General features: G+C 71.0%; 10 protein-coding genes. 3 read left to right on the top strand and 7 right to left on the bottom strand.

The window, feature by feature from the left end:
* The coding region (locus Asera_RS32850) for an FG-GAP-like repeat-containing protein (RefSeq protein WP_212804789.1) at positions 1 to 2,216 on the top strand (2,216 nt) is incomplete at its 5' end.
* Positions 2,217 to 2,246: 30 nt separating this feature from the next.
* On the opposite strand, the gene Asera_RS32845 is transcribed toward Asera_RS32850, so the two are convergent.
* Positions 2,247 to 3,149, bottom strand: a complete 903-nt coding sequence (locus tag Asera_RS32845; protein WP_030445046.1) for a LysR family transcriptional regulator — start codon at positions 3,147 to 3,149, stop codon at positions 2,247 to 2,249.
* An 83-nt stretch (positions 3,150 to 3,232) separates the two neighbouring features.
* Here Asera_RS32845 and Asera_RS32840 point away from each other — a divergent pair, with 83 nt between their 5' ends.
* Both Asera_RS32840 and Asera_RS32835 read left to right on the top strand, forming a co-directional pair.
* Entirely contained in the window at positions 3,233 to 4,159 is a 927-nt protein-coding gene (locus Asera_RS32840; protein ID WP_030445047.1) for a Gfo/Idh/MocA family protein, read from the top strand.
* Positions 4,156 to 5,139 (top strand): quinone oxidoreductase family protein, encoded by a 984-nt coding sequence (locus Asera_RS32835; protein WP_030445048.1) that lies wholly within the window; start codon positions 4,156 to 4,158, stop codon positions 5,137 to 5,139. Before Asera_RS32840 ends, Asera_RS32835 begins: the two co-directional genes overlap by 4 nt.
* Positions 5,140 to 5,151: 12 nt before the next feature.
* Here the strand turns inward: Asera_RS32835 and Asera_RS32830 are convergent, their stop codons facing one another.
* The 6 genes from Asera_RS32830 to Asera_RS32805 all read right to left on the bottom strand — a co-directional run bounded on the left by Asera_RS32830 (position 5,152) and on the right by Asera_RS32805 (position 14,813).
* Positions 5,152 to 5,331, bottom strand: coding sequence for a DUF6104 family protein (locus Asera_RS32830; RefSeq protein ID WP_030445049.1), 180 nt, complete (start codon positions 5,329 to 5,331; stop codon positions 5,152 to 5,154).
* Positions 5,332 to 5,396: 65 nt separating this feature from the next.
* Positions 5,397 to 9,191, bottom strand: coding sequence for a multifunctional oxoglutarate decarboxylase/oxoglutarate dehydrogenase thiamine pyrophosphate-binding subunit/dihydrolipoyllysine-residue succinyltransferase subunit (locus Asera_RS32825; RefSeq protein ID WP_425305965.1), 3,795 nt, complete (start codon positions 9,189 to 9,191; stop codon positions 5,397 to 5,399).
* 290 nt (positions 9,192 to 9,481) lie between these two features.
* Entirely contained in the window at positions 9,482 to 10,285 is an 804-nt protein-coding gene (locus tag Asera_RS32820) for an ABC transporter permease (RefSeq protein WP_030445051.1), read from the bottom strand.
* A complete protein-coding gene (locus Asera_RS32815; RefSeq protein WP_030445052.1) occupies positions 10,282 to 11,190 on the bottom strand; it encodes an ABC transporter ATP-binding protein in 909 nt (302 codons plus the stop codon). The genes Asera_RS32820 and Asera_RS32815 overlap by 4 nt, the downstream gene beginning before the upstream one ends.
* Before the next feature lie 148 nt (positions 11,191 to 11,338).
* Positions 11,339 to 12,430, bottom strand: coding sequence for an acetate/propionate family kinase (locus Asera_RS32810; protein WP_030445053.1), 1,092 nt, complete (start codon positions 12,428 to 12,430; stop codon positions 11,339 to 11,341).
* Between the two features lies 1 nt (position 12,431).
* Positions 12,432 to 14,813, bottom strand: a complete 2,382-nt coding sequence (locus Asera_RS32805; protein ID WP_030445054.1) for a phosphoketolase family protein — start codon at positions 14,811 to 14,813, stop codon at positions 12,432 to 12,434.
* Positions 14,814 to 14,831 lie beyond the last annotated feature (18 nt).

The raw sequence follows: 14,831 nt of genomic DNA, 5'->3' as shown, positions 1-14,831 counted from the left end.
TCGTCGACATCCCCTTCGACGGGAGCGGCCCCACCTCGCTGCTGGCCAGCTACGCGTCCACCCCGGTGCAGGCGGCCGACGGCAGCGTGCTGGTCACCGGTGGGACGGACGACGCCCACGCCGCCGTTCACCGGTTCACGCCGGGGGCGGACGGCGGGCTCGCGGACGCGACCGTGCTGGCCCTGCCGCCGGTGCCGCAGGCCAACGCCGGGCTGGCGATGGCGCATGGCAACCTGCGGCACATCGAGAGCAACCCGACCATGTCCGGTGGCACCGATCTGCACCTGTACAACCACGGCATCGCCCCGGACGCCGACCCGACGGCGGCCCCGTACGGCCAGGTCGACGGCGGGACGTTGGCATCCACCGCGGTGCGGTGCGCCCCGGGCAGCCAGTGCGTGCGTGCCCTGGACGGCAACGCGGACGGGTTGACCTACCTGTCCGCCGACACCGCCGGGCACACGACGATCCGGGAGGACGTCGATACGGTCCACGGGGTTTCGCGCGTGGACCTGGCCGCGACCGGGGTCAGCCTGGTCGACGTCTCGGGCGGCTGGGTGCTCGTCGACAGCACCGCGACCGGCGAGCAGTACGCGGTGCGGCCCGGGTACGCCGATCCGTTGACGGTCGGCCCGGTCACCGGTGCGGCGTTGTGGGGCACGAGCCTGTGGCGGTCCACCTGCGCGGGCACGATCACGCAGTACCGGCTGGCATCGACCGGTGTCACGACGCTCGGCGCGATCCAGACCGGGAGCGCCTGCCAGCCGGACGAGGTGCAGGCGGCGCAGCACTGGCTCTACTGGTCGTGCGGCGGCACCACCGCCGGCGTGTACGACCTGACGACGGGTGCCTCGTTCGCCGTACCGGGCGGCTCGGCCCTGCTCGGTGACGGCTACCTGGTGCTGCGGACCGCGGACGCGCTGCAGTTGGTGGATGTGCACACCGATGCCGCGGCCGCGCCGGAGCAGGTCGCCGCGCTTCCCTCGACGACGCTCACCGACGATCGCGGGATCGACTGGACGGTGGACCGCTACAGCGGCGACATCGCGTACGTGGCGGCCGACGATTCGGTGCACGTGCTGGCGTCCGGCGTCCCGGCGTCCCCGCTGGTGGCGACGAGCGTCGCCAGCGGTTCGAGCATCTCCCCGCATCAGGGCGGCGCGAGCGACTGGAACGCGTCGTTCTCGGTGAACCATCCGATCACCGGGTGGCGCTTCACGATCACCCGGGTGGCGACGGGCCAGGTCGTGCGCTCGGTGACCGGCGGCCCGGCGCGGTCCGGCGCGTACCAGAACTGGGACGGGCATCTCGCCGACGGCTCCTGGGCGCCGAACGGGCAGTACCGGTGGCAGTTCGATGCCGTGGTCGACGGCACCGCGACGCCCGTGCCCGGTGGTTCCGGTGTGGTGACGATGGTGTGCGGCACCAGCCTGTACCGCGACTACTCCTGCCTCGGTTCGGGCGCCGTCCTGGCGGTGAACACCTCCGAGGACGACCATGCCTCGTGGTGGGTGGGCAACAGCGACGGCATGCTGCACAACGAGGGCGGCTACACCGAGACGTGGCCGCTCGGCACCACCAGCCGCACGTACACGATGCTGATCCCGTTCGGTGACCTCAACGGCGACGGCTACAACGACCTGTTGGTACGCAACGGTACCGGTGACGTGGGCGGCTACCTCGGCGGCGGCGAGGCGGTCTTCAACCGGACCACCGCCGGGCACGTGACGATCGGGTCGGGGTACGGGGGGTTCACGGCGATCGTGTCGGTGGGGGATCTGAACGACGACGGTATCGACGACCTGGTGGTGCGCAACAGCGCGGGGGTGCTGTACTTCAAGGCCGGTACCGGAAACTCGCAGTTTGTGGCCGGGGTGCGGTTCACCTCGGGTTGGAACAAGTACGTGAAGTTGATCGGCGTCGGTGATGTGGACGGCGACGGCTGCGGGGATCTGATGGCGGTGGATGGTGACGGGGTGATGTGGTTCTACCGCGGCACCAAGGACGGCAGGTTCGCCACGAAGGTGCGGGTCGAGTCGGGGTGGGCGAAGTACAACTCGATCATCGGTGTTGGTGACATCACGGGTGATGCGGTCCCGGACTTGATCGCCCGGGACTCGGCCGGCACGATCTGGCGTTACGACGGGTCGGGCCACGCCACCTGGTCGGTCAAGACCCAGATCGCCACCGGCTGGTCCAACTACGCCATGTTCTGAGCCCGGCAGCACGCACGGTGGGCGCACGCCTCATCGGCCGCCAGCGGCGCCTCTGTCGCTGGCGGCGGTGCGGAGCATCGCGACGAACGCGGCGAGCGTCGGCTGGTCCATGGCGTGTTCCTTGACCACGACGTAGATCTCGCGGTGCAGCGCCGGGCGGATGACCGGACGACAGGCGAGGTCGCCGGCGGAGATGGCGCTCAGGGCGAGCCGGGGGACGACGGTCACGCCCAGCCCGGCGGCTGCGAAGGCCACGGCGGAGGAGTAGTCGTGGGCTTCCACGGCGAAGTGCGGGGTGAACCCGACGGCCCCGCACGCGTCGAGGACGATCTCCCGGCACAGCGTGCTGGGCGACTCGTTGTCGATCCAGGGCTCACGCTCCAGTCGGGCCAGCTCGACCTCGTCCTCGCCGGTGAGCGGATGGTTCGGCGGCAGCACCACGACGTACGGGTCGTCGAGCAGGTGGATGCCGCGGAACCCGGCCGGTACCCCGGCGGTGCCGGGGAGCACCAGGATCTCGGCGTCGGCGCCCTCGTTGCCGAGGCCCTTGCCGAGCCGCAGATCGACCCGTACGCCGGGGAAGCGACGGCCGAACTCCGCCATGATCGGCGGGATGAGCACCGCGCCCGCCGTGGCGAAGTAGCGGACGACCAGGTGCTGGGTGCGGCCCGTGCGCAGGTCGGCGAGGGCGGTCTCGGCGGCCGAGATCTGGCCCTGGATCCGCCGGGCGTGGCTGGCGAGCAGCCGCCCCGCCTCGGTCGGCCGGATGCCCCGACCGACCCGCTCCATCAGCACGGTGCCCGTTTCGCGCTGGAGCGCGGCCACGTGCTGGCTGATCGCCGAGGGCGTGTAGCCGAGGTGCGCGGCGGCGGCCTGGATCGAGCCGGTCTCCACCACCGAGCGGAGCACGATGAGCCGGTGAACGTCGAGCACCGGTCGATACTACAGTGACACTTCATCGCCGGTAAGAAATCGTCGCTTGTGCTGATGTGAGCTCGGCCGGCAGCCTGGTTCGCATGACTACGCAGGTTGTTCGCCTCGGCATCATCGGCCTGGGCATCATCGGCTCCGAGATGCTCGGCATCGCGGTCGACCACCCCGACTTCGAGGTGACACTGGTCGCCGACCCGGCCCGCCCCGGCCCCGCGGGGATCGCGGACACGCCGGACGCCCGCCAGATCGTCGACCACCCGGACATCGACGCGGTGTACATCGCCTCGCCGCCCTCGACCCATGCCGGCTACGCCGTCGCGGCCATGCGGGCGGGCAAGGCCGTCTTCTGTGAGAAGCCGCTCTCCGTCGATCCGGACCAGGGCGCCGAGATGGTCGCGGTCGCCGCCGATCTGGGAGCCGTCAACGCGCTGAACTTCGTGCTGTCCGACCGGGCCGCCGCGGTCGAGGTCGGCCGGGCACTGCGAACCGGGGAGGTCGGGACGGTACTCGGCGTCGACGTCCGGTTCCTGTTCCCGGAGTGGCCCCGCGCCATCCAACGCGAGGCCGGCTGGGTGGCGGGGCGGGAGCAGGGCGGTTTCCTGCGCGAGGTTGCCTCGCACTACCTGTTCCTGACCGACCGCCTGCTCGGTCCGTTGACCCCGTTGCACACCCGGACCACCTACGGTTCCGGCGCGGAGGTCGCCGCCAGCGGGCTGCTGGCCACGGCCGGTGGGGTGCCGGTGCGGGTCTCCGGGCAGGTGGCGGCCGGGCCGGAAAGCTACGGGTGGACGCTGTACGGGTCTCGCACCTCCTACCGGATCACCGAATGGGGGCGGCTGTGGAAAGGCGACGGGTCCGGCTGGGTGGAGGTCTCGCTGAACGGTCCGCGGGGCGATGAGCGAACCCGGCTGACCGAGTTCGCCCGGGCGGTCCGCGGTCGGCCGAGCACGCTGGCCGACTTCGCCGCCGGTCTGCGGGTCCAGCGCGTCATCGAAGGCTTCCACCGGTGAAGGCGATCGTGGTCTCGTCACCGGGGGGCCCGGCGGTCCTGCAGTACCGCGAGGTGGAGACCCCTCGACCGGCCCGGGACCAGGTGCTGGTCCAGGTGTCCCGCGCCGGAGTCAACTACGTGGACGTCTACGAGCGTTCGGGCGTGTACCCGTGCTCGATGCCGTTCGTGCCGGGCGGCGAGGGTGCCGGCCGCGTGGTGGCCACCGGCTCGGACGCGACCGGGTTCCGGCCCGGCGACCGGGTGGCCTGGGAGGGCGTGTCCGGCTCGTATGCCGAGTACGTTGCCGTGCCCGCCGCGAAGGCGTTGCCCGTCCCGGACGGCGTCGACGACGAGCTGGCCGCCGCGCTCCCCGTGCAGGGGCTGACCGCGCACTACCTCGCGACCGCCTCGTACCGCATCGCTCCCGGCGACACGGTGCTGATCCACGCCGGTGCCGGCGGGGTGGGCCTGGTGCTCACCCAGCTTGCCAGGATGCGCGGTGCGCGGGTTCTGACCACCGTGTCCTCCGCCGCCAAAGCCGAGGCCTCCCGGGACGCGGGGGCGGACCACGTGCTCGGCTACCAGGACTTCGCCGCGGACGTGCGGCGTCTGACCGACGGAGCCGGAGCCCACGCGGTGTACGACGGGGTGGGCGCGAGCACGATCGACGGTTCGCTGGCGGCGCTGCGGCGGCGCGGCACGCTGGTGCTGTTCGGCGGGTCCAGCGGTCAGGTGCCACCGCTGGACCCGCAGCGGTTGGCCCGGGCCGGGTCGGTGCTGCTGACCCGCCCCACGCTCGCGGACTTCGTCGCCGACCGGGCCGAGCTGGAGGCCCGGTTCAGCGACCTTCTCGCCTGGGTCGCCGCCGGTCGGCTCCGCCTGCGGCTGCACTCCCGCTATCCGCTGGCCGAAGCCGCTCGGGCGCACCGCCACCTTGCCGACCGGGCTACCATCGGTAAGCTTCTGCTCGTCCCGGATCGCTCGGGGGCGGCTTCCTGACTCCGCGAGTGATCAGTCGTCGTCCGGGTCGTCGAGGCGGGCGAGCCAGGTGGCCAGCCGCTCGATCGGTACCTCGAACTCGGGGTTGATGTCGACGAAGTCGCGCAGCCGGTCGGCCACCCACTCCAGCGACACCGACTCCTCGCCGCGCCGATCGGACAGTTCCTCGATGCCGCGATCCGTGAAGTACATGCTGTCGTTCCCTCTACGCGAAGGCTCCCGCCATCCGAGCGAATGGCGGGAGCCGACGGCCACGGTTACTGCGGGGTGGGCAGCGCGGCCTCGATGAGCGCCTGCTGCTCCCAGCCGTGCACCTTGTTCGAACCGGCGGCCGGGGCCGCGGCGGCCGGACGGGAGATGCGGCGCAGCCGCACCCCGTCGAGGTGCTCGAGCAGGTTGAGCGCGATGTGCGACCAGGCGCCCTGGTTCGCCGGCTCGTCCTGCACCCAGACGAAGTCCTCGGCGTTCGGGTACCCGGCCAGTGCGGCCCGGGTCTCCTCGATCGGCAGCGGGTACAGCTGCTCGACGCGCAGGATCGCCACGTCGGTCAGACCGCGCTGCTCGCGCGCCTCCAGCAGGTCGTAGAACACCTTGCCGGAGCAGAGCAGCACCCGCTTCACGCCGTTCGCATCCAGCGGCTGACCCTTGATGCCCGGGTCGGCCAGGACCGGCTGGAACGTACCGCTGGTGAAGTCGGCGATCGACGACACCGCGAGCTTGTGCCGCAGCAGCACCTTCGGGGTGAACACGATCAGCGGCTTGCGCTTCGTGGTCAGCCCCTGCCGGCGGAGCAGGTGGAAGTAGCTCGCCGGGGTGGTGGGGATCGCCACCCGCATGTTGTCGTCGGCGCACATCTGCAGGTACCGCTCGATGCGGCCGGACGAGTGGTCCGGGCCCTGGCCCTCCAGACCGTGCGGCAGCAGCAGCGTCACCGACGTCTGCTGGCCCCACTTGGCCTCGCCGGAGGTGATGAACTCGTCGATGATCGACTGGGCACCGTTGGCGAAGTCGCCGTACTGCGCCTCCCACGCCACCAGCGCGTCCGGCGTCTCGACCGAGTAGCCGTACTCGAAACCCATCGCGGCGTACTCGCTGAGCAGCGAGTCCTGCGCGAAGAACCGGGCCTGGTCGGTACCGACGTTGGTCAGCGGGGTGAACTCGGTGCCGGTGTTGGCGTCCACCACCACCGAGTGCCGCTGCACGAACGTGCCGCGGCGCGAGTCCTGCCCGGACAGCCGCACCCCGATGCCCTGGGTGAGCAGCGAACCGAACGCGATCAGCTCACCCATCGCCCAGTCGATCGGGCCCTCGGTGGCCATCTGCACCCGGCGCTTGAGGATCTTCGCCACCCGCGGGTTCGGCACGAACCCCTCGGGCAGCTCCTCGTGGATCCGGCCGATCCGCTCGATGGTCGCCGCGTCGGTCGCGGTGTCGACCACCGGCTCCGGCTCCGGCTCGCGCTTGCGGGGCAGCTGCTTGGTGGTCTTGGCGGCCTCCTTGGTCGCCTTGAACACCGTGTCGAGCTGGTCGTGGAAGTCCTTCAGGGCCTCCTCGGCCTCGGCCAGGGTCAGGTCGCCGCGGCCGATCAGCTCCTCGGTGTACAGCTTGCGGACCGAGCGCTTGTTGTCGATGATCTTGTACATCAGCGGCTGCGTCATGGCCGGGTCGTCGCCCTCGTTGTGGCCGCGACGGCGGTAGCAGACCATGTCGATCACGACGTCCTTGTTGAACGTCTGGCGGTACTCGAAGGCCAGCCGCGCCACCCGCACGCACGCCTCCGGGTCGTCCCCGTTGACGTGGAAGATCGGCGCCTGGATCATCCGCGCCACGTCGGTCGAGTAGAGCGAGGAGCGGGAGTACTCCGGGGAGGTGGTGAAGCCGACCTGGTTGTTGACCACCACGTGCACGGTGCCGCCGGTGCGGTAGCCGCGCAGCTGGGACAGGTTCAGCGTCTCGGCGACCACGCCCTGGCCGGCGAACGCCGCGTCGCCGTGCACGGCGACCGGGAGCACCGTGTACCCCTCGAGCTTGAGGTCGATGCGGTCCTGCTTGGCCCGGACGATGCCCTCCAGCACCGGGTCGACCGTCTCCAGGTGACTCGGGTTCGCCGCCACCGACACGGTGGTCGAGTACTGCCCGTCCGGCGTGGTGAACTTGCCGACCATGCCGAGGTGGTACTTGACGTCACCGGAGCCCTGCACCGACTTCGGGTCGATGTTGCCCTCGAACTCGCTGAAGATCTTCTCGTACGGCTTGCCCACGATGTTGGCGAGCACGTTGAGCCGGCCGCGGTGCGCCATGCCGATGACGACCTCGTCCATGCCCTCGGTCGCCGAGTCGCGCAGGATCCCGTCCAGCAGCGGGATCAGCGTCTCGCCGCCCTCCAGGCTGAACCGCTTCTGCCCCACGTACTTGGTGGCCAGGAACGTCTCGAACGCCTCGGCGACGTTGAGCCGGCCGAGGATGTGCTTCTGCTCGTCGGTCGACGGGGCGGGCTGCTTGACCTCGACCCGGTCCTGCAGCCAGCGCCGCTCCTCCGGGTCCTGGATGTGCATGTACTCCACGCCGACCCGGCGGCAGTACGAGTCGCGCAGCACGCCGAGGATGTCGCGCAGCTTCATCTTCTGCTTGCCGGCGAACCCGCCGACCGGGAACGTGCGGTCGAGGTCCCAGAGGGTCAGCCCGTGCTGCAGGATGTCCAGGTTCGGGTTCTTCCGGATGTGGTACTCGAGCGGGTCGGTGTCGGCCATCAGGTGCCCGTGCACCCGGTACGCCTCGATCAGCTCGATGACCCGCGCGTTCTTCTCGATCTGGCCGTCGGCGCTGCGCGCGGTGTCGCGCACCCAGCGGACCGGCTCGGTCGGCACCCGCAGCGCGGTGAACACCTCGTCGTAGAAGCCGTCGCCGCCGAGCAGCAGCTGGTGCACCCGCTTCAGGAACTCGCCGGACACCGCGCCCTGGATGATCCGGTGGTCGTACGTCGAGGTCAGGGTGATGATCTTGCTGATGGCGAGCTTGGCCAGCTCCTCGTCGGACATCCCGGCGTACTCGGCCGGGTACTCCATCGCGCCGACGCCGATGATGGTGCCCTGGCCGCCGGTCAGCCGCGGCACCGAGTGCACCGTGCCGATGCCGCCGGGGTTGGTCAGCGAGATCGTCGCGCCGGCGTGGTCGTCCATGGTCAGCTCGTTCTTGCGGGCCCGGCGGACGAGGTCCTCGTAGGCCACCCAGAACTGCCGGAAGTCCATCGTTTCGGTGTGCTTGATGCTCGGCACGATCAGGGTGCGCGAACCGTCCGGCTTGGCCAGGTCGATCGCCAGGCCGAGGTTGACGTGCTCGGGGCTGACCAGGGTCGGCTTGCCGTCGACGACCGCGTAGGAGTTGTTCATCTCCGGGTAGTCGGCGAGTGCCCGGACCACCGCGAAGCCGATCAGGTGGGTGAAGCTGACCTTGCCGCCACGGGAGCGGGCCAGGTGGTTGTTGATCACGATGCGGTTGTCGGCCATCAGCTTGGCCGGCACCGCCCGCACGCTGGTCGCGGTCGGGATGGTCAGCGACGCGTCCATGTTGCTGACGATCTTGGCAGCGACGCCGCGGATCGTCTTGCTGGTGGCACCGTCGGCCGGCTTCGGCGCGGCCGGCGCCGGCTTCGCGGCGGCCGGCTTCGGTGCGGCGGGGGCGGCCGGGGCGCTCGTCGCCGGCTTCACGGGTGCGGCTGGGGCGCTCGTCGCCGGCTTCGCGTCGGCCGGAGCGAGGCTCGTCGGCGCGCTCGCGGTAGCGCTGCCGGCGGCCGTGCCGTTGCTGCCGGCGGGGGCGGTGGTGCTGGCCTCGCTGCCGGAGGCGGAGCTGCTGGCGGTGCTGCCGGTGTCGGCGGCCGGCTTGTAGTCGGCGAAGAAGTCGTGCCACGCGGGGTCGACGCTGGAGGGATCGGACAGGTACCGCTGGTACATGTCCTCGACGATCCACTCGTTAGGTCCGAATCCCGCGAGCAGACTGGTCTCCGACTCGCCGGACGCGGTGGGGGTTGATTGTCCGTTGCTCTGGCTCGACACGGCCGTTATCGCCTCTTCCGACGTGATTTCTTCTCGGCCGCGAATCGCGCGGCCGCCACGCTGAACGCCCGGCATTCCAGGCTACGCGCCCGTACCAACGGGTTGGTGTGATGGGACCGACCACGCAGGCGCTTTGTCCACCGAGGTGGCGTGTTTCACAGATTGGAAAACGATCGCCGTCACGTGCAAGTTACGTCTCGTGACTTGCATCGCGTCGCCCGGGACGAACGAGGCGCGGCCGGCGGGACAGAGGTCCACGCCGACCGCGCCGGGTCCGGGCCGTGCCGGGGTCAGCTGATGTCGCGGCGGCGGGTGATCAGGGTGCCGATCACCGCGGCGACGACGCCGTAACCGAGCAGCGCCAGCGCGCCGGCCCACCACGCGATGCCGTCGGCGCCACCGGGTGAGGTCATGATCGTCGACGCACCGCTGGGCAGCCAGTCCGGCACCTTGTTCAGCCAGTCCGCGTGGAAGTAGTGCGCCATCAGACCCAGGCCGATCTGGATCACGGTCTGGCCGATCAGCATCGCCACCAGGCCGATGATCACGGCGAGGATCTGGCTGCGCAGCAGCGCGCCGAGGCCGAGACCGAACACCGCCCAGATCGCGAAGGCGAGCCAGTTGAGCCCGATCGACTTCAGCACGTCGCCGTTGCCGAGGAACGTATCGACGTGCTGGCTGGCCAGAAAGCCCAGCCCGGACGGCACCGCCAGGACGGTCGTGATCAGCGCGATGATCACGCCGACGACGATTGCCACGATCAGCTTGCCGCCGATCACCCGGGTGCGCTTCGGGGTGGCGAGGAACGTCGCCGTCGCGGTCTGGTGGAAGAACTCGTTGGTGAAGATCAGGATCCCGAACACCATCGCCAGCAGCGTGCCGAAGTACTGGCCCGAGGTGTAGAGGTTGGTGGCGATCGACTCCGGGCTGACGTCCGGAACCCCCTGGTTGGCGCCGGGGTTCAGCTCCACGTAGCCGGTGAGCATGTTGAACGCGATGGCGATCGCGGTGAACGCGAGGACGCCGATCAGCATCAGCCACCACAGGTTGGTGCTGCGCACCTTGAGCCACTCGCTGCGAATGATCCGGTTCATCGGATGCCCGCCTTCCCGCTGGTCAGTTCCAGGAAGATGCGCTCCAGGTCGGCGCGCTGCGGGGACAGCTCGTGCAGCTCGACGCCGGCGACGAGCGCGGCGCGCCCGACCGCGGCGGCCGGGACGCCGGTGACCAGCAGTGCCCCGTCGTCCTCGGTCTGCACCGCGGTGCCGGGTGCCTTCAGCTCGGCGAGCAGCTTCTGCGGTTCGGGGGTACGCACCCGGACCCGCTGCATGCCGTCGGCGTCGGTCAGCTCGGAGACCGGGCCCTGCCGGATCAGCTTTCCGGCCGCGATGATCACCACGTCGTCGGCGAACAGCTGCACCTCGGACAGCAGGTGGCTGGAGACCAGCACGGTGCGACCCTGCTTGGCGAAGCCGGACAGCAGGTCACGCATCCACCGGATGCCTTCCGGGTCCAGCCCGTTGGCCGGCTCGTCGAAGATCAGCACGGACGGGTCGCCCAGCATGCCGGCGGCGATGCCGAGCCGCTGCTTCATCCCGAGCGAGTAGCCCTTGACCTTGCGCTTGGCGGCCGGGGTCAGCCCGACCATCTCCAACGTCTCGTCGGCCCGCTGGTACGACAGGCCGCCCGCGGCGCAGAGCACCCGCAGGTGGTCGCGTCCGGTGCGGCCCTTGTGAAAGCTCGCCGCCTCCAGACCGGCGCCGACGACGCGCAGCGGATCGGGCAGGTCGGCGTAGTGCCGCCCGCCGATGGTGGCGTGGCCGGCGGTCGGCGCCACCAGGCCGAGCAGCATCCGCAGCGTGGTGGTCTTGCCGGCCCCGTTGGGGCCGAGGAACCCGGTCACCCGGCCGGGTTCCACCGTGAACGAGAGATTGTCGACGGCTCTGACCCGACGGAACTGTTTCGTCAGGCCGGAGACGACGATCTGGCCGTCAGCCATGAAAACGCGAGCCTCCCCAGCAGGCGTGGCTGCGCCGCGGCGGCGCAGGGCGGTAAGGACCACCGAGTGTTACATGTACCGGCCAGCCGCGCCGCCCGGCACGCCCTCGCCGACGTCCCCGGGCCCGGGCCCCGACCGCGGGCCGCCGTCAGCCGGTCAGGACGGTACGCACCTGGGCGGCGATCTCGGCGTCCTCGCGGGCGGTGACCACCGCGGTGCGTACCGCGGAGCCGGCGGCGGACACGTCGGCGTCACCGTCCGCGGCGTCGTTGCGTACCGGGTCGATCTCGACGCCGAGGAAGGCGAGCCCGGCGGCCGCATCGGCCCGTACCGCCGGGGCGTGTTCCCCGATGCCGCCGGTGAACGCGAGGACGTCGAGGCCGCCGAGCGCCGCGGCCATGGCCGCGATCCCGGCTCGCAGCCGGTGCTGGTACACGTCGAGGGCGCGGCGGGCGGACCGGCTGCCGGCCTCGCGGGCGGCGAGCACCTCGCGCATGTCGGCGGTACCGGCCAGGGCCAGCAGCCCGGACCGCTGCTCCAGATCGCGGCCGATCTCGTCGACGGCCAGCCCGGTGTTCGCGGCGAGCCAGGTGACCAGGCCGGGATCGACGGTGCCGGACCGGGTGCTCATCACGATGCCCTCCAGCGGGGTGAAGCCCATCGTGGTGTCGACCGAGCGGCCGCCGGCCACCGCGCACAGCGAGGCGCCGGACCCGAGGTGGCAGCTGACCACCCGGGCGGTGGCCGGGTCGCGGTCGGCCAGCTCGGCGGCGCGGCGCGCGGCGTAGCGGTGCGACAGGCCGTGGAAGCCGTACCGGCGCACCGCGTACCGTTCCCGCCACTCCGCCGGTACCGGGTAGGTCGCCGCGGCGGCCGGCAGGTCGGCGTGGAACGCGGTGTCGAAGCAGGCCACCGCCGGGATGCCGGGCAGCAGTTCGGTGACCGCGCGGATGCCGGCCAGGCCGGCGTCCTGGTGCAGCGGCGCCAGGTCGCGCAGCCCGGCGATGTCGGCCCGGACCTTGTCGTCGATCCGGACCGGACCGCGGAACTCGCGGCCGCCGTGCACGATCCGGTGCCCGACCGCGTCCGGGGCATCCAGCCGCGCCAGCGCCTGCCGCAACCCCGCGACCGCGAACTCGTCGGCGGCCGCCGGCAGATCGGCGCCGCCCGTGACCGTGTCACCGTCGAGCAGTCGTACCTTCACGCTCGACGAGCCGGCGTTGACCACCAGCACCCGCATGTCAGCGGGTCTCGCCGTACGGCCAGGTCCACTCGCTGATCGCCGGGTCGTCCAGGCCGTGCTCCCGGGTGTACGCGCGGGCCGCGAGCCGGGCGTCGGCCATCCGCTGCCGCAGCCCGGCACACCGGCTGCGCAGCGACGGCACCCGGTCGATCACGTCGATCACCAGGTGGTACCGGTCCAGGTCGTTGAGCATCACCATGTCGAACGGGGTGGTCGTGGTGCCGTTCTCCTTGTACCCGCGGACGTGCAGGTTGGCGTGGTTGCTGCGCCGGTAGGTCAGCCGGTGGATCAGCGTCGGGTAGCCGTGGTAGGCGAAGATGATCGGTTTGTCCGGCGTGAACAGCGCGTCGAACTCGGTCTCGGACATCCCGTGCGGGTGCTCGCGCTCGTCCTGCAGCCGCATCAGGTCGACCACGTTGATCACCCGTACCGCGAGCCGCGGCAGGTGCTCGCGCAGCAGCGCGGCGGCGGCGAGCGTCTCCAGGGTCGGCACGTCGCCGGCACAGGCGAGTACCACGTCGGGGTCGCCGTCGTCGTTGGACGCCCAGTCCCAGATGCCGACGCCGCGGGTGCAGTGCGCGATCGCCTGCTCCATCGTCAGGTACTGCAGCTGCGGCTGCTTGCCGGCCACCACCACGTTGACGTAGTGCCGGGAGCGCAGGCAGTGGTCCATCGTGGACAGCAGGGTGTTCGCGTCCGGTGGCAGGTAGACCCGGGTCACCTCGGCCTTCTTGTTCATCACGTGGTCGATGAAGCCCGGGTCCTGGTGCGAGAAGCCGTTGTGGTCCTGCCGCCAGACGTGACTGGACAGCAGGTAGTTCAGCGACGACACCGGCTGCCGCCACGGGATCGACAGGGTGGTCTTGAGCCACTTGGCGTGCTGGTTGAACATCGAGTCGACGATGTGGATGAACGCCTCGTAGCAGTCGAACAGCCCGTGCCGGCCGGTCAGCAGGTAGCCCTCCAGGAAGCCCTGGCACTGGTGCTCGCTGAGCACCTCGACCACCCGGCCGTTGGGGCCGAGCCGGTCGTCGGACGGGTACAGCGCGGCCTGCCAGTCCTTGTCGGTCGTCTCGTACACCGCCGACAGCCGGTTGGACGCGGTCTCGTCCGGTCCGAACAGCCGGAAGTTGTCCGGGTTCGCCGCGATCACGTCGCGCAGCCAGCCGCCGAGCACCCGGGTCGACTCGGCCGTCGTGGTGGCCGGCGACGGTACCGGTAGCGCATGGTCGCGGAAGTCCGGCAGCCGCAGCTCGCGCAGCAGCAGCCCGCCGTTGGCGTGCGGGCTGGCGCTCATCCGGATCTGGCCGCGCGGCGCCAGCTCGGCGATCGCGCGACGCAGCCGGCCCTCGCCGTCGAACAGCTCCTCCGGCCGGTACGACAGCAGCCACTCTTCCAGCTGCTGCCGATGCTTCTCGTCGGTGCGCGCGTTCGGGATCGGCACCTGGTGCGCCCGGTACGACCCCTCCACCTGCTTGCCGTCCACCTCGACCGGGCCGGTCCACCCCTTCGGCGTGCGCAGCACGATCATCGGCCAGGCCGGCCGCTCGATCCCGGCACCGTTGCGGGCGTCGTGCCGGATGGTGGCGATCTCGTCGAACACCGCGTCCAGCGTCGCGGCCATCAGCTGGTGCATGGTGGCCGGATCGTCCCCGGCCACCAGGTGCGCGTGCCAGCCGTACCCGTTGAGCAGCGCGACGAGCTCGTGGTCCGGGATCCGGGCCAGGATCGCCGGGTTGTCGATCTTGTACCCGTTGAGGTGCAGGATCGGCAGCACCACGCCGTCGGTGGCCGGGTTGAGGAACTTGTTGCCGTGCCAGCCGGTGGCGAGCGGGCCGGTCTCCGCCTCGCCGTCGCCGACCACCGCGGCCACCACCAGGTCGGGGTTGTCGAACGCGGCGCCGTGCGCGTGCGACAGCACGTAGCCGAGCTCGCCGCCCTCGTGGATCGACCCCGGTACCTCCGGGGCCGCGTGGCTGGGGATCCCGCCCGGGAACGAGAACTGGCGGAACAGCGCCGCCAGGCCCGCCTCGTCCCGGCCGATGTGCGGCATCAGCTCCGAGTAGGTGCCCTCCAGGTACGACTGGGCGACCACGGCCGGACCGCCGTGGCCCGGGCCGCACAGGAAGATCATCTTCTGTTCGCGCTGCCGGATGATCCGGTTCAGGTGGGTGTAGCAGAAGTTCAGCCCCGGCGTGGTACCCCAGTGCCCGAGCAGCCGCGGCTTGACCTGCTCGGCCGCCAGCGGCTCCCGCAGCAGCGGGTTCGTCATCAGGTAGATCTGCCCGACGGCGAGGTAGTTCGACGCCCGCCAGTAGGCGTCCAGGCCGGCGAGCTCCGCCTCGTCCAGTGGTCCGCTCCGGGTCTGCACCGCTGTCACCGCGACCTCCGGCCCGCT

The organism is Actinocatenispora sera, from assembly GCF_018324685.1.
GTDB classification, from domain to species: Bacteria; Actinomycetota; Actinomycetes; order Mycobacteriales; family Micromonosporaceae; genus Actinocatenispora; species Actinocatenispora sera.
The sequence above is the reverse complement of the archived record's forward strand: the minus strand, read 5'-3'. Positions and strand labels throughout refer to the sequence as shown.